The sequence below is a fragment of the Streptomyces sp. NRRL S-1022 genome, assembly GCF_000720135.1.
Lineage (GTDB): Bacteria > Actinomycetota > Actinomycetes > Streptomycetales > Streptomycetaceae > Streptomyces.
Map to the genome: position 1 here is coordinate 127,230 of NZ_JOIU01000022.1, position 16,948 is coordinate 144,177.

Here is a 16,948-nt window from a genome sequence, read left to right on the forward strand (position 1 = left end):
TCTATGATGGGTCTCATGGCTAGTGAGGAAACCCGGACAGTGCCCACCCGTACGGCGATGCCGTCGGCCGAGCGCGGTACGGCCGGCGTGCCGCCCGTCCGGGCGGCGAAACCCGGCGCGGACCGCACGCGCGCGTGGACGGTCCGGCTGGTCGTCGTCGGCATCGTGCTCTCCGCGCTGAACCTCCGCCCGGCCATCACCAGCCTCGGCGCCCTCCTGGAGGAGGTCCGCGACGGGCTCGGCATGAGCGGCAGCGTGGCCGGCCTGCTCACCTCCGTGCCCCCGCTGTGCTTCGCCGTCTTCGGCGTCACCGCGCCCCGGCTGGCCCGCCGCTTCGGGCCGGCCGCCGTGGTGTGCGCCGGCATGGCCGCCATCGCCGCCGGCCTGCTGATACGGCCCTACGCGGGCGGTACGGCGGGATTCCTGGCCGCGAGTGCCCTCGCCCTGATGGGCATCGCCGTCAGCAACGTGCTGATGCCGGTCATCGTCAAGCGCTGGTTCCCCGACCGGGTCGGCTCCATGACCGGCCTGTACTCGATGGCCCTCGCCCTCGGCACCTCCGTCGCCGCCGCGGTGACCGTTCCCCTGACCGACGCCCTGGGCGGCGGCTGGCAGGGCGGCCTCGCCGTGTGGGCGGCCCTCGCCGCCGCGGCCGTGCTGCCCTGGCTGCCGCTCGTCCGCGACCGCGGCACCGCCCGGCCGCAGGACCCGCAGCGCCAGGCGGCACCGGAGCACGCACCGCTGCGCATCACCCGCAGCCGCACCGCCTGGGCGCTCGCCGTCTTCTTCGGTCTCCAGGCCACCGGTGCCTACGTCACGATGGGCTGGATGCCGCAGATCTTCCGGGACGCCGGTGTCCCCGCGGGCACCGCGGGCGTGCTGCTCGCCGTCACCATGGTGATGGGCGTGCCGCTGGCCTTCGTCATCCCGCGGGTCGCCACCCGGCTGCCCCACCAGGGGCCGATCGTGCTCGTCCTGGGCTCCTGCGGCCTCGCCGGGTACGCCGGGCTGTACCTCGCCCCCGCCGGCGGTGCCTGGGCCTGGGCGGTGCTGCTGGGCGTCTCCAACTGCGCGTTCCCGCTCGCGCTGACCATGGTCGGCATGCGGGCCCGCAGCGGGGCGGGCGTGGCCCAGCTGTCCGCGTTCGCGCAGAGCACCGGCTATCTGATCTCCATCCCCGGTCCGCTGCTGGTCGGCGTGCTCTACCAGCAGAGCGGCGGCTGGGGGCTGCCGATCGCCCTCATGGCGGCCCTCATGGTGCCGCAGACGGCGGTGGGTTTCCTGGCGGGCCGCGACCGCACGGTGGAGGACGAGGCGACACGCTGACCCCTGCCCGGGTGCCCCGGCGCCGCCGTGCGGGACGCGGAGTGCGAGACTGGGCGCATGCAGCCTGTGCTCGACCCGAACCCGCAGAACGGCCAGAAGAAGATGCTGCTCGTCTTCGGCGCGTTCCTCGCCATCTTCGTGATCATCGCCATCGTGGCGACCCTCGCGTCCCCGTGACGGCGGCGCTCTTCCCCGCCGACGGTGGGGCTGGCACCACCATCCCCTAGGGGGAAAGGCTCAGGGTCGACTGGGTGGAAGTCCGGATGGGCCGGCGGCCCCGGATTCCGTAGCTTCGAGAGGTGACCGCACCCGGCGGTCCCGGATCCGCTCGGAGCCCCACGGAGGCGATCATGCCGACCCGCATCCAGTCCCGGCCCCACCCGGCCACCACGGGCGGCGTCGACATCAGGCTGCCCTGGTGGGCGCTGGCGCTGCCCGCCCTCGCGTTCCTCGCGCTGCTCGCCCTCGTGCTGGACCCGGCCGACGCCCACGCGGCGAGCGGCGACCCGGCGATAGCGCGCCTCCTGGAGCGCGCCCAGCGGCTCCTCGCGCGCTGACGGCAAGCCCCCTCGCGCGGTGAATCCGCATGTCAACTCCCTGCGCCAGGTGGCCTGTTTCATGCGAAGCTGGGTCCCATGAGCGTCGCAGACCCCCGCAGGATCGTCCTCTTCCGGCATGCGAAAGCCGACTGGCCCCCGGTCCCCGACCACGAGCGCCCGCTCGCCGAGCGGGGCCGCACGGACGCCGCCGTCGCCGGACGCAAGCTGGCCGACACCGGCCTCACCTTCGACCTGGCCCTGTGCTCCACGGCGACCCGCACCCGCGAGACCTGGAAGCTCGCCGTCCACGAGCTGGCCCACCGGCCGAAAACGGTCTACGAGGAGCGGATCTACGAAGCCTCGCCCGGCGAGCTGATCGCCGTGCTCAACGAGCTCCCGGACGAGGCGCACCAGGTGATCCTGATCGGCCACAACCCCGGGGTGCACGGTCTGGCCGAGATCCTGGCGGGCACGGCCGAGGACGACGCCCGCGAACGGATGAACCGCCGCGGCTTCCCCGCCGCCGCCTTCGCGCTGCTGACCTTCGACGGCCCCTGGAAGAGCCTGGAGCCCGCCGTGGCCAGGCTCACGGACTACTGGGCCCCCTCCGACTGACCCGGCGCCCGGGCGAAGCGCCGACGACGGAAAGGGCCCGGCACCGCACAGGGTGCCGGGCCCTCCCGGTGGCCCGACGCGGGCCCCGGGGCCCGCTCAGTCCTCGTCGTGCGTGTCGGCGGCCTCGACCTCTTCCCGGGTGATGCCGAGCAGGTAGAGGACCGTGTCGAGGAAGGGGAAGTTCACCGCCGTGTGCGCGGCCTCGCGCACCACCGGTTTGGCGTTGAAGGCCACGCCCAGCCCGGCCGCGTTCAGCATGTCCAGGTCGTTGGCGCCGTCGCCGATCGCCACCGTCTGCGACAGCGGCACCCCGGCCTCGGCGGCGAACCGGCGCAGCAGCCGCGCCTTGCCCGCCCGGTCCACGATCTCGCCGGTGACCCGGCCGGTCAGCTTCCCGTCGACGATCTCCAGGGTGTTGGCCTGCGCGAAGTCCAGGCCCAGCCGCTCCTTCAGATCGTCGGTGACCTGGGTGAAGCCGCCGGACACCACGCCCACTTGGTAGCCGAGGCGCTTCAGGGTGCGGATCAGCGTGCGCGCGCCGGGGGTCAGCCGGACCTCCTCGCGCACCTTCTCCACCACCGACGCGTCCAGCCCCTTCAGCAGCGCCACGCGCGCGTGCAGGGACTGCTCGAAGTCCAGCTCCCCGCGCATCGCCGCTGCCGTCACCTCGGCGACCTGGTCCTCGCAGCCGGCGTGCGCGGCGAACAGCTCGATGACCTCGTCCTGGATCAGGGTCGAGTCCACGTCCATGACCACCAGCCGCTGGGCCCGCCGGTGCAGGCCCGCCGCGACCACCGCGATGTCGACACCCAGTGCCGCCGCGTCGGACACCAGGGCCGTGCGCAGCGGCTCGGTCTCCACCCCGGAGACGGCGAACTCCACCGCGGTCACCGGGTACTTGGCGAGCCGGAAGATACGGTCGATGTTGCCGCCCACCTTGGCGATCCGCGCGGCGACGGCCGCCGTCGACTCGGCGGTGAGCGGGTGGCCGAGCATGGTCACCAGCGAGCGTCCGAGACCGCGCGGACGGTTGTCGCCGTGCCCGGAGATGATCTCCGCCTGCATCTTCTGCGACTCGGCCCAGCTGTGCACGGTGGCCCTGAGATCACCTTCCAGGCCGGCCGGCGGCTGCGTGATCAGCGCGCACAGCACCAGGCGGCCCCGGGTGACGACCTGCTCGATGTCGACCACGTCGACGAGGTAGGCGGCAAGCGTGTCGAAGAGACCGGCCGTGATGCCCGGCCTGTCCTTGCCGAAGATCTTGACGAGGAGGGTGGGGACCTCGGAGGTCTGCGAAGCGGAGGTCTGCGAAGCGCTCATGGTGTCACCACCGTATCCGGCACCCAGTGCCTCCCGCCGCCGAGGTCCGCCTGACGGACACGGAACCACGGGCGGGTACCGGGCCGGCGTCAGGGATCTTTCCACCGGAAACCGTCACCGCCCGCGGGAGCGGCACCGGCCCGGCTCCACCACGAGGGTCCCACGGGTTGCCCCGGACGGCAGGTCCAGGGGACGGCCTCCGTGCGGCGCGGCGCCTGCGAGGGCGAGTTGGAGCGCCCCGCGCACCCCTCGGCAAGGGCCGGGTTTCGGTCAGGGGGCCGAGCCTGAAATAGTTCCCCACGATGTTCGACATCCCTAGACTCCCCGCGACGGGGGTAATTCGGGGGACAACTCAGTGGGGCATGGAGTGCCGGAACTCGTACTCGAAACAAACGGACGTACCTGGACACTTGATCCGTCCAGGGCATACATCCTCGGACGCGATCCGCAGGGGGACATCGTCTTCGACGACGCCAGGGTCTCCTGGCGGCACGCCACGATCAGCTTCAACGGGCGCAGTTGGGTCATAGAGGACCACGGCAGCACCAACGGCACGTACGTGCAGGGGCAGCGGATCCAGCACCTGGAGCTGGGCCCCGGCTCGGCGCTGCACCTCGGCAACGCGGCCGACGGACCGCGGCTGAACCTGTCCGCGGCCGCCGCACCGGTCGGCGGCCCGGCACAGCAGGCGCAGGCGGCGGCGCCGTACGCGGCCCAGGGCGCCGGCGCGCCCGGCTGGGCCCAGCAGACCCCGCAGGCGCCCCAGCCGGACTGGCGGCAGCAGCCCACCGCGTTCCCGCAGCAGCAGGCCGGCGCGGCCGAGCCGTACGCGCAGACGCCCGGTGGCGGCGCGGGGGCGCCGCCGGCCCACGGGGACCGCAGCCCGACCACGTTCCACGAGTTCGCGCTCGGCCGCGTGATGCGCATCGGACGTGCCCTGGAGAACGACCTGGTCGTCTCCGACCTGCAGGTCTCCCGCAACCACGCCGAGTTCCACGTCACGCCCGACGGCCGCTTCGAGATCCGCGACCTCGGCTCGCACAACGGCACGTACGTCAACGGCCAGCCGATCGCCAAGGGCGGCTCGGCGCTGCTCGGCCCGAGCGACATCGTCGGCGTCGGCCACTCCACGTTCCGGATCGTCGGCGACCGCCTCGAGGAGTTCGTCGACACCGGTGAGGTCTCCTTCTCGGCCCGCCATCTGACCGTCACGGTCGACGGCGGCAAGCAGATCCTGAGGGACGTCTCCTTCGGCGTACCGGAGAAGTCGCTGGTCGCCGTGATCGGGCCCTCCGGTTCCGGTAAGTCCACCCTGCTCAAGGCGCTCACCGGCTACCGGCCCGCCAACCAGGGCGAGGTCCTGTACGACAACCGGAACCTGTACAAGCAGTTCGCCGAGCTGCGCCAGCGCATCGGTCTGGTCCCGCAGGACGACATCCTGCACAAGGAGCTGACCGTCAAGAAGGCCCTGAAGTACGCGGCGAAGCTGCGCTTCCCGGCCGACACCACGGCGGCCGAGCGCGACGCCCGCATCGACGAGGTGCTGCGCGAGCTGAAGCTCGACGTCCACAAGGACAAGAAGGTCACCTCGCTCTCCGGCGGCCAGCGCAAGCGCGTGTCGGTGGCCCTGGAGCTGCTCACCAAGCCGTCGCTGATCTTCCTGGACGAGCCGACCTCCGGTCTCGACCCGGGCATGGACCGCGACGTCATGCAGCTGCTGCGCGGCCTCGCCGACGACGGCCGTACGGTCCTGGTCGTCACCCACTCGGTGGCCGAGCTGGCACTGTGCGACAAGCTGCTGGTGATGGCGCCGGGCGGCGCGGTCGCCTACTTCGGCCCGCCGGAGGAGGCGCTGAACTTCTTCGGCTACGACAGCTGGGCCGACGTCTTCTCCGCCTTCGAGAACTACCGCGACTACGACTGGGCGGGCCGCTGGAAGGGCTCGCAGCACTACCAGATGTACGCGGCGGACGTCGACTCGGTCGCCCCGCAGGCGGTCCAGATGCCGCCGATGCAGGCGATCAGGCCGCCGAAGCCGCAGGGCTGGTTCTCCCAGTTCGTCACCCTGGTGCGGCGCTACGTGTCGGTCATCGCCTCCGACCGCGGCTTCCTGGCCCTGATGGTGCTGCTGCCGGCCGTCATCGGCTCGGTCAGCCTGCTGATCCACCCGGACCGCGGCCTGCTGCCCAACGGACCCAACCCGCAGACCGGCCAGATCGTGCCCAACGGCACGGCCACCACGGTGCTGCTGATCCTGGCCGTGGGCGCCTGCTTCGCCGGTGCCGCCAACTCCGTCCGTGAGCTGATCAAGGAACGGGTGATCTACGAGCGGGAGCGCGCCACGGGCCTGTCCCGGTCGGCGTACCTGATGTCGAAGGTGGTCGTGCTCGGCGTGATCACCGGGTTCCAGGGGCTGCTGGTCGGCGTCATCGGCTTCGGCAGGCGTGAGATCCCGGAGAAGGGCCTCGTCCTCGGGCACGCCACCCTGCTGGAGCTGTCCCTGCCGATCATGGGGCTCGGCTTCGCGGCGATGATGTTCGGCCTGATCATCTCCTCGCTGGTGAAGACCGCCGAGAAGACCATGCCGCTGCTGGTCATGTTCGCGATCATCCAGGTCGTCTTCACCGGCTGCCTGTTCGCCCTGCACGGCACGGTCGGCGTCAACGAGTTCTCGTACCTGATGCCGTCCCGCTGGGCGGTCGCCGCGTCCGGCGCCACGCTGGACTTCAACCGGATCAGCCCGCCGGAGACCGCGGGGGACAACGACCCGCTGTGGAACCACACGGTGGGTGCCTGGGCCGGGGACATGATCGCGCTGCTCGCGCTCGGTGTGCTCTGCGGCTTCTTCGTGGCCCGCTTCCTGCGCCGCCACGAGCCGGAGGTCATGCGCAAGTAGCCGCGCCCGGTCCAGCGCCGGTACGACGCCGAAGGGCGGCGCCCCCGAGATGGGGTGCCGCCCTTCGGCGTCACGTCGTAGAGGTCCCGCGCCAGGGCCTCAGTACGCGCTGTTGACGTTGTCGATGGAGCCGTACCGGTGGGCCGCGTAGTTGGCGGCGGCGGTGATGTTCGCGACCGGGTCGTAGATGTTCCAGGACGTGCCCGCGACGTGGTAGGCCTGGAAGGTCGGCGGGATGACCTGCAGCAGGCCCTTGGACGGGATGCCGTTGATGGCGTTGATGTCCCAGTTGTTGATCGCCAGGGGGTTGCCGGAGGACTCCCGCATGATGTTGCGGTGCAGGCCGCTGTAGCTGCCCGGGATGTTCTTGGACTTCATGATGTCCAGGGCCTGGCGGATCCAGCCGTCGAGGTTGTTGGAGTACGTCTTCGCGGCGACCGTCTGCATCTGCGGGCGCACCACGGCGCGGCTGACGGCGGCCTTGACGGCGCGCTGCTGCGCGGCCTTCTTGACGGCGGCGTCGGCGGCGGCCTTGGCGGCGGCCTTCTTCGCGGCGGCGGCGTCGGCGGCCTTCTTCTGCGCCGCGAAGGTGTCGACCTTGACGATGTCGGCGGCGAGCTGGTCCGTGATCGTGCCCTTGACGTTGTGCAGGACGGTGCCGGAGGCGACCTGGGCGGTGGCGGCCTGGGCGGTGGCGGCCGGGGCACCGGTGGTGACGGTGTCGGCGTTGCTCGGCGCGGCCGAGAGGGCCACGGCGGCGGTGCCGAGGGCGGCGACACCGGCGACGGCGATCTTGTGCTGCTTGGTCAGCGCACGACTATGAGATCGGTTGAGGAAGTTCTTGGGCATGGCTGATGGACCTCTTCGGATAGCGCGGAGGTCGCTCGTGCGTCCGTCGGGGGAATCGGCTCCTCCCGCACGAACGCCGCGGGGCCGAAACCCGCGGCGCCGAGCGACGGAAGCCATTCTTAGCGGGCGCAAAATGCCCAGGCAAAGGTGTGACGTACGATGCCGGATAGTGGATCAGGGAAGGGCAAATCAGGACAGACAGGGCCGTCTTTCCCGTTCATGTGGGGGCGGTATATCTCCTATGCCCTTTCGTACGTGATGTGGGCCCTATGCGCGGCGTCACACGGCACGCCGGGCCGTCTCACCCAAAGTTGCCGCCGCAACGCGCTGCGTGAGCATGTGCAGCCGGTCCGCGCCCGGCGACACCACCCTGCTGCCCGCGGGCGAGCCTGCACGCGCGCGCGTAGGGCCGCGCGCGTCCGTCTCCCGCCTACGCCACCCGCCCTAGGACCAGCGGACCCGGTGCCGCCGCCACAGGGCCGATCCGCGCTGTCACACCCCGCCGGTACCGTGAGGACATGAGTCAAGGCCCCCGGTCCGGCCTCGCCGCGGTGAGTTCCGCGCTGCTGGCCATGAGCAGGCACCTGGAGGTACGCGACGTCCTCAAGACGATCGTCGCCTCCGCCCGCGACCTGCTCGACGCGCAGTACGCCGCCCTCGGCGTCCCCGACGACCACGGCGGCTTCGCCCAGTTCGTCGTGGACGGCGTCAGTGAGGAGCAGTGGCGCGCCATCGGCCCGCTCCCGCGCCAGCACGGCATCCTCGCCGCGATGCTGCGGGAGGCGAAGGCCGAGCGCCTCGCCGACGTGCGCAAGGACCCCCGCTTCGAGGGCTGGCCGGGTGCCCACCCCGACCTGGCCGACTTCCTGGGCCTGCCGATCAAGGACGGCGAGGAGGTCATCGGGGCGCTCTTCCTGGCGAACAAGCGCTGCGCCAAGCCGGAGGGGAGCTGCGGCTTCACCGAGGACGACGAGGAACTGCTCTCCATCCTCGCCCAGCACGCCGCGATCGCCCTCACCAACGCCCGCCTCTACGAGCGCAGCCGCGAACTGACCATCGCCGAGGAACGCTCCCGCCTCGCCCACGAACTGCACGACGCGGTCAGCCAGAAGCTGTTCTCGCTGCGCCTGACCGCCCAGGCGGCGGCCGCGCTGGTCGACCGCGACCCCGCCCGCGCCAAGGGAGAACTGCACCAGGTGGCCTCCCTCGCCGCCGAGGCGGCCGACGAGCTGCGTGCCGCCGTCGTGGAGCTGCGGCCCGCCGCGCTGGACGAGGACGGCCTGATCGCCACCCTGCGCACCCAGATCCAGGTCCTCGACCGCGCCCACACCGCGCGCGTGACCTTCACCGGCAACGGCTTCCGTGCCCTGCCCGCCGCCCAGGAGGAGGCCCTGCTCCGGGTCGCCCAGGAGGCGCTGCACAACGCCCTGCGCCACTCCGGCGCCGACCGGGTCGACGTGAGCATCGGACGGCACGGCTGCGGCGCCGTCCTGCGCGTCGCCGACGACGGCGCCGGCTTCGACCCCACGGCCGTCCGCCGCGCCGGACGCCACCTCGGCCTGGTCTCGATGCGGGACCGGGCGAGCGGGGTCGGCGGCACGCTGACCGTGGAATCGGCGCCCGGCAAGGGCACCGTGATCGAGATGGAGGTCCCCGGTGGGTGAACCGATCAAGGTCCTGCTGGTCGACGACCACCAGGTCGTCCGCCGGGGCCTGCGGACCTTCCTGGAGGTGCAGGACGACATCGTGGTCGTCGGCGAGGCCGCCGACGGCGCCGAGGGTGTCGCCCGCGCCGAGGAGCTGCGCCCCGACATCGTCCTCATGGACGTCAAGATGCCGGGCCTGGACGGCATCGGCGCCCTGCGCAGGCTGCGCGAACTCGACAACCCCGCGCGCGTGCTGATCGTCACCAGCTTCACCGAGCAGCGCACGGTCGTCCCGGCGCTGCGCGCGGGCGCCGCCGGGTACGTCTACAAGGACGTGGACCCCGACGCCCTCGCCGGCGCCATCCGCTCCGTGCACGCCGGGCACGTCCTGCTCCAGCCGGAGGTCGCCGACGCCCTGCTCTCCCAGGAGGAGGCCGGCACCGGTCAGGGCAGAGGCAGCTCGCTGACCGAGCGGGAGCGCGAGGTGCTCGGCCTGATCGCGGACGGCCGCTCCAACCGGGAGATAGCCCGCGCCCTCGTGCTGTCCGAGAAGACCGTCAAGACGCACGTCTCCAACATCCTGATGAAGCTCGACCTCGCCGACCGCACCCAGGCCGCGCTCTGGGCCGTACGCCACGGCGTGGCCGGCTGAAACGCCCTGACCAACGCCTCACCCACGGCAACCCGAGGGGTCAGGGTCCGGGCCGACATTCATACTCTCGTGGGAATGTCACCCGGGTGGCGCACCCTCCGGTGATCCCGGCCGTTCTCCATGCGTCCCGCGATGATCGCCGCGGGGAACGACCAGGAGGGGTTGACAGTGAAGAACCTGAAGAAGGCAGCGGCCGTGACGATGGCGGCCGGTGGCCTGGTGGCCGCCGGGGCCGGCCTGGCCTCCGCCCACGGCGGCGCCCACGCGGCCGGCGCGGCGACCGGCTCCCCGGGCGTCGCCTCGGGCAACGTCGCCCAGGTCCCGGTGCACGTCCCGGTGAACGCGGTCGGCGACAGCGTGAACGTCATCGGCGTGCTGAACCCGGCCTTCGGCAACCTCGGGCTCAACCACTGAAAGCCCGGCCGGCAGCGACCCCAGGCCTCCCGGAGCCGCCGGGAGGCCTGTCAGGTCGCCCGCCCCCGTACCCGGATCACCGAGCGCCGCGCTCCCGCTCCTCCACGAACGCGTTGTACGCCGCCACCTGTGCCCGCCGGGCCGTCCGCTCGACCGGCCGCAGCGCCTCGGCGCGCGCCCTCATCTCGGCGGAGCTGACCGCACCCCCGTGCCCGTGGTCGTAGGCCAGCGACACCAGCAGCCCCACCCGCTGCGCCAGCTCCAACACCCGTACCGCACGCGGCGGATACCCCGGCGCCAGCACCTCGCGGCCCCGCCCGGCCCGCGCCCGGTACGCGCCGATCGCCGCCTCCGCCACCGGACCCGACCCGGCGACGTCCAGCTTCGACAGCACCTCGGTGGCGTCCCGCAGCGCCTCCGCCAGCTCCCGCTCGGCCTCGCCCAGCGACGGCACGTCGGCGGGCGGCGCCTCCCGCACCGGCAGCACGTGCCACACCACCTCGGCGTGCACATCGCCCGCGGGCCCGGCCTCGTACACCTCGGGCACCAGCCCGAACGCGGACCCGTGGCAGACCACCGCCTCCTCGGCCTCCAGCGCCCGCGCATTGAACTCCGGCGGGCCGCTCAGCCCCAGCGGATGCCCCGGCGCGGGCAGCGCCACCCGCAGCCCGGCCACGCCCAGCGTGCGCAGCCGACCCAGCGCGAGCGTGAGCCCGACCGGCGCGGACTCCCCGGGCAGCCCCTCCACCCGGTGCACCGTGTCCTCGCCCACGATGGTGAGCACGGCGTCATCCGGAGAGACAAGTCCGGCCAAAAGGGCATTTCCCCAAGCGGCAAGGCGTCCTGAACGCGGTTCCGAGAGCATGCCCCCACCCTAAGGACCGGACCGATGGAATGGAGCGGAGCACTCGTGGCGTAGATTTCATAAGGGCTGCGCCCACCGGCGCGGCGGACCCGAGCCACAGGCGTACGCGACAGCCGAGACCGGCCACACTGCAAGGGGAGACAACGCGCTCATGAGCGATGTTCTGGAGCTTCAGGACGTATCCGTGGTCCGTGAGGGCCGGGCTCTGGTGGACCAGGTCTCCTGGTCGGTGAAGGAGGGCGAGCGCTGGGTCATCCTCGGTCCCAACGGCGCCGGCAAGACCACTCTCCTGAACGTCGCGTCCAGCTACCTCTTCCCCAGCAAGGGCACCGCCACCATCCTCGGCGACACCCTCGGCAAGGTCGACGTCTTCGACCTGCGCCCCCGCATCGGCATGGCCGGCATCGCCATGGCCGACAAGCTCCCCAAGCGCCAGACCGTGCTGGAGACCGTGCTCACGGCCGCCTACGGCATGACCGCCCACTGGCAGGAGGAGTACGACGAGGTCGACGAGCGGCGCGCCCGCGCCTTCCTCGACCGCCTCGGCATGACCGACTACCTGGAGAGGAAGTTCGGCACCCTCTCCGAGGGCGAGCGCAAGCGCACCCTGATCGCCCGCGCCCTGATGACCGACCCCGAGCTGCTCCTCCTCGACGAGCCCGCCGCCGGCCTCGACCTCGGCGGCCGCGAGGACCTGGTCCGCCGTCTCGGCCGGCTCGCGCGTGACCCCATCGCCCCCTCGATGATCATGGTCACGCACCACGTCGAGGAGATCGCCCCCGGCTTCACCCACGTCCTCATGATCCGCCAGGGCAAGGTCCTCGCCGCCGGGCCGATCGAGCTGGAACTCACCTCCCGCAACCTCTCCCTCTGCTTCGGCCTCCCGCTCGTCGTGGAGCAGGTCGGCGACCGCTGGACCGCGCAGGGCCTGCCCCTGTCCTGACCCCGGCGCTCTCCCCTTCGCGCCCTGTCCGCCGCCCGGCCCCGGCCCTACCATGACCATGTGAACGACATCGACGCATGGGTGTGGTGGCTGGTCGGCGCGGCGGCGCTCGGAATCCCGCTCGTGGTCACCGCGATGCCGGAGTTCGGCATGCTCGCGGTGGGTGCCGTCGCGGCGGCGGTCGTCTCCGGCCTCGGCTCGGGAACGGTCGTCCAGGTGCTCACGTTCGTCGTCGTCTCCGTCGCCCTCATCGCCGTCGTCCGGCCCATAGCGGCCCGCCACGGCAGACAGCGCCCCCAACTCGCCACCGGCATCGAGGCGTTGAAGGGCCGACAGGCCGTCGTACTGGAACGGGTCGACGGGTCCGGCGGCCGTATCAAGCTCGCCGGAGAGATCTGGTCCGCCCGCGCCCTCGACACCGGCCGCGCCTACGAAGTGGGCCAGGAGGTGGACGTCGTGGACATCGAAGGAGCCACCGCGATCGTCATCTGAGGACGACTCGCCGGGAACCACGCACGAGCAGCGCGACGGTCTGACAGACTCGACCAGCAAGATCCTCAACAGTCATGAGATCTGCCGAAGGCGCCGAGGCGGAGAAGGGTACGGGGAGCCGACGATGGAACCGGTCATCATCGTCTTGATCATCCTGGTGGTGTTGGTCTTCATCGCCCTGATCAAGACCATCCAAGTCATCCCACAGGCCAGCGCCGCCATCGTCGAGCGCTTCGGCCGCTACACGCGGACGCTGAACGCGGGCCTCAACATCGTGGTCCCGTTCATCGACACCATCCGCAACCGCATCGACCTGCGCGAACAGGTCGTACCGTTCCCGCCGCAGCCGGTGATCACCCAGGACAACCTGGTCGTGAACATCGACACGGTCATCTACTACCAGGTCACCGACGCCCGGGCCGCCACCTACGAGGTCGCCAGCTACATCCAGGCGATCGAGCAGCTGACGGTGACCACGCTCCGCAACATCATCGGCGGCATGGACCTCGAACGGACCCTGACCTCCCGCGAGGAGATCAACGCGGCCCTGCGCGGCGTCCTCGACGAGGCCACCGGCAAGTGGGGCATCCGCGTCAACCGCGTGGAACTGAAGGCCATCGAGCCCCCGACCTCCATCCAGGACTCGATGGAGAAGCAGATGCGCGCCGACCGTGACAAGCGCGCCGCGATCCTCACCGCGGAAGGCACCCGCCAGGCCGCCATCCTCACCGCGGAGGGCGAGAAGCAGTCCCAGATCCTGCGTGCCGAGGGTGAGGCCAAGGCGGCGGCCCTGCGCGCCGAGGGCGAGGCCCAGGCCGTCCGCACGGTCTTCGAGGCCATCCACGCCGGCGACCCCGACCAGAAGCTGCTGTCCTACCAGTACCTCCAGATGCTCCCCAAGATCGCCGAGGGCGACGCCAACAAGCTCTGGATCGTGCCCAGCGAGATCGGCGACGCGCTCAAGGGCCTCTCCGGTGCGATGGGCAACTTCGGCCCCCTGGGCGGAGGTTCGGGCACCAACGGCTCATCGGGCAACGGCAACTCGTCCGGCCCGGAGCGCCGCGAGAAGCCGTCGATCGACTGACGGAGTTCCTCTGACGGAGTCCCTCGACGCGGAGTTCTGCCGCGCCCCGGAAGGGGCGCGGGGAACCGCGCGATCAGCCACGAACGACCGGCAGCCGCCGGCAGGCAGCGGTCGGCGGGCGCCTAGGCCGCATCCCGGGCGAGCCACTCAGGAAGCGCCCCGAACTCCTCGGCGCCCAGCGCCAGGAGCATCGCATCCGCCGGCGTCGGCTCGAACGGCTCCCGCAGCAGCGCCATCCCGGCCTCCTGCGGAGTCCGGTTCGCCTTGCGGTGGTTGTCCTCCGCACACGCGGCAACGGTGTTCAGCCACGTGTCCTGCCCGCCCTGGGAGCGCGGCACCACGTGGTCCACGGTCGTCGCCCTGCGCCCGCAGTACGCGCACCGGTGCCGGTCCCGCACCAGCACCCCCCGTCGCGACCACGGCGCTTGTCTTCGAAACGGCACCCGTACGTACCGGCACAGCCTGATCACCCGGGGCGCGGGTATGTCCAGATCGGCACCGCGCATGCGCAGTTCGGGGTGGGCCTGCTCGACCACGGCCTTGTCCTGCAGTACCAGGACCACGGCTCGGTTCAGGGTCACCGTCGACAGCGGTTCGAAACTCGCGTTCAGGACCAACGTGTCACGCATCCAGCCCACCTCCCGTGTGCACCTGCCCACCCCCCGGCGGGCTCGGATCAACTCTGGACGGGCGCGCCGAGATGGACAACGCAATAAAAAACGCCCGCCTCCGATCACTTCCAAGACCGGAGGCGGGCAAACGTTCAATGAACCCTCGGCTGAATCCGTACGCCGGGGTCAGCCCTGCGCGGGGTTCTCGTACTCACCGATGAGCTGGGCGCGCGCGAGCGTGTGGAACCGCAGGTTGAAGCCGACGACCGCCGCAGACGCGTCCGCGTCCGGGCCCAGCTTCTCCCGGTCCACCGCGTACACCGTGAACACGTACCGGTGCGGGCCGTCCCCGGGCGGCGGCGCGGCACCGCCGAAGTCCTTCGTCCCGTAGTCGTTCCGCGCGTGCACGGCGCCCGCGGGCAGCCCCTCGAACCTGCCGCCGCCCGCACCCGCGGGCAGCTCCGTCACCGAGGCCGGGATGTCGAACAGCACCCAGTGCCAGAACCCGCTGCCGGTCGGCGCGTCGGGGTCGTAGCAGGTCACGGCGAAGCTCTTGGTCTCCGGCGGGAAACCCTCCCAGCGCAGCTGCGGCGAGGTGTTGCCCTCCGACTGCACCTGGGCGCCCTTCAGCGTGGCACCCTCCTCGATGTCCTCACTCGTCACCGTGAACGACGGCACGGGCGGGTGGAAATCGTGGGGGAGCGGCCGCCGCTTGAGCTCGGTCACCTCGGTACCTCCTGATCGACGATCTGGAACCAGCAGTTCCCGAGCCTAGAACCAGTTGCGCTTGCTGCCGACCTCGGACAGCCACTGGTTGAGGTAAGCCGCCCAGTCGGTCCCCTGCCAGTCGTTCAGACCCACCTGGAAGGACCGGAAGGTGTCCGAGCCCTCGCTGAACAGACCCGGCTTCTTGTCCATCTCCAGGACGACGTCCATCGCGTGCTCGTCGGCCACGAAGCTCAGCTCGACCTGGTTCAGGCCCCGGTACTGCGACGGCGGGAAGAACTCGATCTCCTGGTAGAACGGCAGCCGCTGCCGGGTGCCCCGGATGTGACCGCGCTCCATGTCCGCGCTCTTGAAGCGGAAGCCCAGCTGGATGAAGGCGTCCAGGATCGCCTTCTGCGCCGGCAGCGGGTGCACGTTGATCGGGTCCAGGTCGCCGGAGTCCACGGCCCGCGCGATCGCCAGCTCCGTGGTCACGCCGATGTTCATGCCCCGCAGCGCCTGCCCGTCGATCATGGTGACCGGCGTCTCCCAGGGGATCTCCAGACCGAACGGCACCGCGTGCACCGCTCCCGCCTGCAGCTCGAAGGCCCCGCCGAGCTGCACCTTGGTGAACTCGATGTCCTGCTTGTACTCCTGGTCGCCGCTCTCCACCTCGACCTTGGCCTGCAGACCGACGGACAGTCCCTCGATGGCCTGGTTCACGGAACCGCCCTGGATCCGCACCTCGCCCTGGACGACACCACCGGGTACGACGTTGACCTCGGTCAGCACCGTCTCGACCGACGCCCCGCCGGCCCCCAGGCTCGCGAGCAGCTTCTTGAACGCCATGACTCTCCCTTTACGAATGGACCCTCGACCCGTACAAACGCGATCCGCCGACGCCCGGTTCCGCGGGCACGCTGCCCCGTCTGGACTACCCTCGGAGGGCATGATCGCGCCCCCGGACCGTACGCCACTGCCCCGAGCCTTCTTCGACCGCCCGGTCCTGGAGGTCGCACCCGATCTCCTCGGCCGCATCCTGGTCCGGACGACACCCGACGGCCCGATCGCCCTCCGTCTCACGGAGGTGGAGGCGTACGACGGCCAGAACGACCCCGGCTCGCACGCCTACCGCGGCTGCACCCCGCGCAACGAAGTGATGTTCGGGCCGCCCGGACACGTGTACGTCTACTTCACCTATGGCATGTGGCACTGCATGAACCTGGTCTGCGGACCCGAGGGCCGGGCCGGCGCGGTACTGCTCCGCGCGGGAGAAGTGGTGGAGGGCGCGGAGCTGGCCCGCAAGCGACGAGTTTCGGCCCGGAACGACAAGGAACTGGCCAAGGGTCCTGCCCGGCTGGCCACTGCCCTGGAGGTCGACCGCTCCCTGAACGGCACGGACGCGTGCACCTCCGACGAGACGCCCCTGAGGATGCTGACGGGCACGCCGGTCCCCTCCCGCCAGGTGCGCAGCGGTCCCCGCACCGGGGTCGCCGGCGAGGGCGGCGACGGGGACCTCCACCCCTGGCGCTACTGGGTCGCCGACGACCCGACGGTCAGCCCGTACCGCGCCCACGTGCCCAGGCGCCGCCGAAGTTGACTTGGCCCGGCAAGGTGCGTAATGTATCCCGAGCCGCTGAACCGGGTACGGCGATCGCCTGCAGCCGGAGCGGCCAACCCACTACCTAGCTCCAACCCCTCTGCGGGGTCGTTTCGAGCGCGTCCGCGCGCCCGAAATCGAACTCGCGTGACTCGATTATGAGTTCCCGAGGGAATCGGCTAACGTAGTGAATGTCGAAAGGGCGGACGGCGAAAGCCAAAAGCCCCGAGACAAATCCCGCCGACAGGGAATCGGATCGAGAAAAGATCTGATAGAGTCGGAAACGCAAGATCGAAGGGAAGCGCCCGGAGGAAAGCCCGAGAGGGTGAGTACAAAGGAAGCGACCGTTCCTTGAGAACTCAACAGCGTGCCAAAAATCAACGCCAGATAT

18 protein-coding genes are annotated in these 16,948 nt (G+C 71.1%); 12 read left to right on the forward strand and 6 right to left on the reverse strand.

All coding sequences use genetic code 11. The features are described 5' to 3' along the window. Positions 1-3 precede the first annotated feature (3 nt). From IG05_RS0129585 to IG05_RS0129600, 4 genes are all read left to right on the forward strand, one after another. Positions 4-1,326, forward strand: coding sequence for a CynX/NimT family MFS transporter (locus tag IG05_RS0129585; RefSeq protein ID WP_030347092.1), 1,323 nt, complete (start codon positions 4-6; stop codon positions 1,324-1,326). A gap of 57 nt (positions 1,327-1,383) precedes the next feature. Then, a complete protein-coding gene (locus IG05_RS50060; protein ID WP_107051443.1) occupies positions 1,384-1,503 on the forward strand; it encodes an SGM_5486 family transporter-associated protein in 120 nt (39 codons plus the stop codon). Between the two features lie 173 nt (positions 1,504-1,676). Beyond that, positions 1,677-1,883 carry a hypothetical protein gene (locus IG05_RS0129595; protein ID WP_030347093.1) on the forward strand — a complete coding sequence of 69 codons (207 nt, stop codon included), beginning with the start codon at positions 1,677-1,679 and terminating at the stop codon, positions 1,881-1,883. A gap of 78 nt (positions 1,884-1,961) precedes the next feature. Then, entirely contained in the window at positions 1,962-2,480 is a 519-nt protein-coding gene (locus IG05_RS0129600; RefSeq protein ID WP_030347094.1) for a SixA phosphatase family protein, read from the forward strand. A 96-nt stretch (positions 2,481-2,576) separates the two neighbouring features. Here the strand turns inward: IG05_RS0129600 and serB are convergent, their stop codons facing one another. Continuing rightward, positions 2,577-3,800: a phosphoserine phosphatase SerB gene (gene serB / locus IG05_RS0129605; RefSeq protein ID WP_030347095.1), complete on the reverse strand. Its 1,224-nt coding sequence runs from the start codon at positions 3,798-3,800 to the stop codon at positions 2,577-2,579. A gap of 355 nt (positions 3,801-4,155) precedes the next feature. On the opposite strand from serB, the gene IG05_RS0129610 reads away from it, so the two are divergent. Beyond that, on the forward strand, positions 4,156-6,696 hold the full coding sequence (locus IG05_RS0129610; protein WP_037814921.1) for an FHA domain-containing protein: 2,541 nt from the start codon (positions 4,156-4,158) through the stop codon (positions 6,694-6,696). Positions 6,697-6,795: 99 nt separating this feature from the next. Here IG05_RS0129610 and IG05_RS0129615 read toward each other — a convergent pair whose 3' ends face one another. Beyond that, positions 6,796-7,545 carry a transglycosylase SLT domain-containing protein gene (locus IG05_RS0129615; RefSeq protein ID WP_030347097.1) on the reverse strand — a complete coding sequence of 250 codons (750 nt, stop codon included), beginning with the start codon at positions 7,543-7,545 and terminating at the stop codon, positions 6,796-6,798. A 518-nt stretch (positions 7,546-8,063) separates the two neighbouring features. On the opposite strand from IG05_RS0129615, the gene IG05_RS0129620 reads away from it, so the two are divergent. The 3 genes from IG05_RS0129620 to IG05_RS0129630 all read left to right on the forward strand — a co-directional run bounded on the left by IG05_RS0129620 (position 8,064) and on the right by IG05_RS0129630 (position 10,257). After that, positions 8,064-9,209, forward strand: coding sequence for a GAF domain-containing sensor histidine kinase (locus tag IG05_RS0129620; RefSeq protein WP_030347098.1), 1,146 nt, complete (start codon positions 8,064-8,066; stop codon positions 9,207-9,209). Continuing rightward, on the forward strand, positions 9,202-9,843 hold the full coding sequence (locus tag IG05_RS0129625; protein ID WP_030347099.1) for a response regulator: 642 nt from the start codon (positions 9,202-9,204) through the stop codon (positions 9,841-9,843). The genes IG05_RS0129620 and IG05_RS0129625 overlap by 8 nt, the downstream gene beginning before the upstream one ends. Before the next feature lie 168 nt (positions 9,844-10,011). Next, positions 10,012-10,257 (forward strand): chaplin, encoded by a 246-nt coding sequence (locus IG05_RS0129630; RefSeq protein WP_030347100.1) that lies wholly within the window; start codon positions 10,012-10,014, stop codon positions 10,255-10,257. Positions 10,258-10,333: 76 nt separating this feature from the next. Here IG05_RS0129630 and IG05_RS0129635 read toward each other — a convergent pair whose 3' ends face one another. Beyond that, a complete protein-coding gene (locus IG05_RS0129635; protein ID WP_078894585.1) occupies positions 10,334-11,122 on the reverse strand; it encodes a hypothetical protein in 789 nt (262 codons plus the stop codon). 151 nt (positions 11,123-11,273) lie between these two features. On the opposite strand from IG05_RS0129635, the gene IG05_RS0129640 reads away from it, so the two are divergent. The 3 genes from IG05_RS0129640 (at position 11,274) to IG05_RS0129650 (ending at position 13,641) form a co-directional block, all read left to right on the forward strand. Then, positions 11,274-12,065: an ABC transporter ATP-binding protein gene (locus IG05_RS0129640; protein ID WP_030347102.1), complete on the forward strand. Its 792-nt coding sequence runs from the start codon at positions 11,274-11,276 to the stop codon at positions 12,063-12,065. 60 nt (positions 12,066-12,125) lie between these two features. Continuing rightward, positions 12,126-12,557: an NfeD family protein gene (locus tag IG05_RS0129645; RefSeq protein WP_030347103.1), complete on the forward strand. Its 432-nt coding sequence runs from the start codon at positions 12,126-12,128 to the stop codon at positions 12,555-12,557. A gap of 124 nt (positions 12,558-12,681) precedes the next feature. Then, positions 12,682-13,641: an SPFH domain-containing protein gene (locus IG05_RS0129650; RefSeq protein WP_030347104.1), complete on the forward strand. Its 960-nt coding sequence runs from the start codon at positions 12,682-12,684 to the stop codon at positions 13,639-13,641. 122 nt (positions 13,642-13,763) lie between these two features. Here IG05_RS0129650 and IG05_RS0129655 read toward each other — a convergent pair whose 3' ends face one another. From IG05_RS0129655 to IG05_RS0129665, 3 genes are all read right to left on the reverse strand, one after another. After that, complete coding sequence (locus IG05_RS0129655; RefSeq protein WP_030347105.1) at positions 13,764-14,270, reverse strand: HNH endonuclease; 507 nt, start codon at positions 14,268-14,270, stop codon at positions 13,764-13,766. A 168-nt stretch (positions 14,271-14,438) separates the two neighbouring features. Continuing rightward, the gene (locus IG05_RS0129660) at positions 14,439-14,978 is read right to left on the reverse strand and encodes a YbhB/YbcL family Raf kinase inhibitor-like protein (RefSeq protein WP_030347106.1); all 540 of its coding nucleotides are present in this window, start codon (positions 14,976-14,978) and stop codon (positions 14,439-14,441) included. 45 nt (positions 14,979-15,023) lie between these two features. Beyond that, on the reverse strand, positions 15,024-15,806 hold the full coding sequence (locus IG05_RS0129665; RefSeq protein WP_030347107.1) for a sporulation protein: 783 nt from the start codon (positions 15,804-15,806) through the stop codon (positions 15,024-15,026). A gap of 100 nt (positions 15,807-15,906) precedes the next feature. On the opposite strand from IG05_RS0129665, the gene IG05_RS0129670 reads away from it, so the two are divergent. Beyond that, positions 15,907-16,557 carry a DNA-3-methyladenine glycosylase gene (locus IG05_RS0129670; protein WP_030347108.1) on the forward strand — a complete coding sequence of 217 codons (651 nt, stop codon included), beginning with the start codon at positions 15,907-15,909 and terminating at the stop codon, positions 16,555-16,557. Positions 16,558-16,948 lie beyond the last annotated feature (391 nt).

What these genes read in the sequence shown, in the direction of transcription:
- IG05_RS0129595 (WP_030347093.1), top strand. Translation starts at nt 1,677, where the DNA reads ATGCCGACCCGCATCCAGTCCCGGCCCCACCCGGCCACCACGGGCGGC.
- serB (WP_030347095.1), bottom strand. Translation starts at nt 3,800, where the DNA reads ATGAGCGCTTCGCAGACCTCCGCTTCGCAGACCTCCGAGGTCCCCACC.
- IG05_RS0129670 (WP_030347108.1), top strand. Translation starts at nt 15,907, where the DNA reads ATGATCGCGCCCCCGGACCGTACGCCACTGCCCCGAGCCTTCTTCGAC.
- IG05_RS0129640 (WP_030347102.1), top strand. Translation starts at nt 11,274, where the DNA reads ATGAGCGATGTTCTGGAGCTTCAGGACGTATCCGTGGTCCGTGAGGGC.
- IG05_RS0129650 (WP_030347104.1), top strand. Translation starts at nt 12,682, where the DNA reads ATGGAACCGGTCATCATCGTCTTGATCATCCTGGTGGTGTTGGTCTTC.
- IG05_RS50060 (WP_107051443.1), top strand. Translation starts at nt 1,384, where the DNA reads ATGCAGCCTGTGCTCGACCCGAACCCGCAGAACGGCCAGAAGAAGATG.
- IG05_RS0129615 (WP_030347097.1), bottom strand. Translation starts at nt 7,545, where the DNA reads ATGCCCAAGAACTTCCTCAACCGATCTCATAGTCGTGCGCTGACCAAG.
- IG05_RS0129655 (WP_030347105.1), bottom strand. Translation starts at nt 14,270, where the DNA reads ATGCGTGACACGTTGGTCCTGAACGCGAGTTTCGAACCGCTGTCGACG.
- IG05_RS0129620 (WP_030347098.1), top strand. Translation starts at nt 8,064, where the DNA reads ATGAGTCAAGGCCCCCGGTCCGGCCTCGCCGCGGTGAGTTCCGCGCTG.
- IG05_RS0129635 (WP_078894585.1), bottom strand. Translation starts at nt 11,122, where the DNA reads ATGCTCTCGGAACCGCGTTCAGGACGCCTTGCCGCTTGGGGAAATGCC.
- IG05_RS0129600 (WP_030347094.1), top strand. Translation starts at nt 1,962, where the DNA reads ATGAGCGTCGCAGACCCCCGCAGGATCGTCCTCTTCCGGCATGCGAAA.
- IG05_RS0129585 (WP_030347092.1), top strand. Translation starts at nt 4, where the DNA reads ATGATGGGTCTCATGGCTAGTGAGGAAACCCGGACAGTGCCCACCCGT.
- IG05_RS0129665 (WP_030347107.1), bottom strand. Translation starts at nt 15,806, where the DNA reads ATGGCGTTCAAGAAGCTGCTCGCGAGCCTGGGGGCCGGCGGGGCGTCG.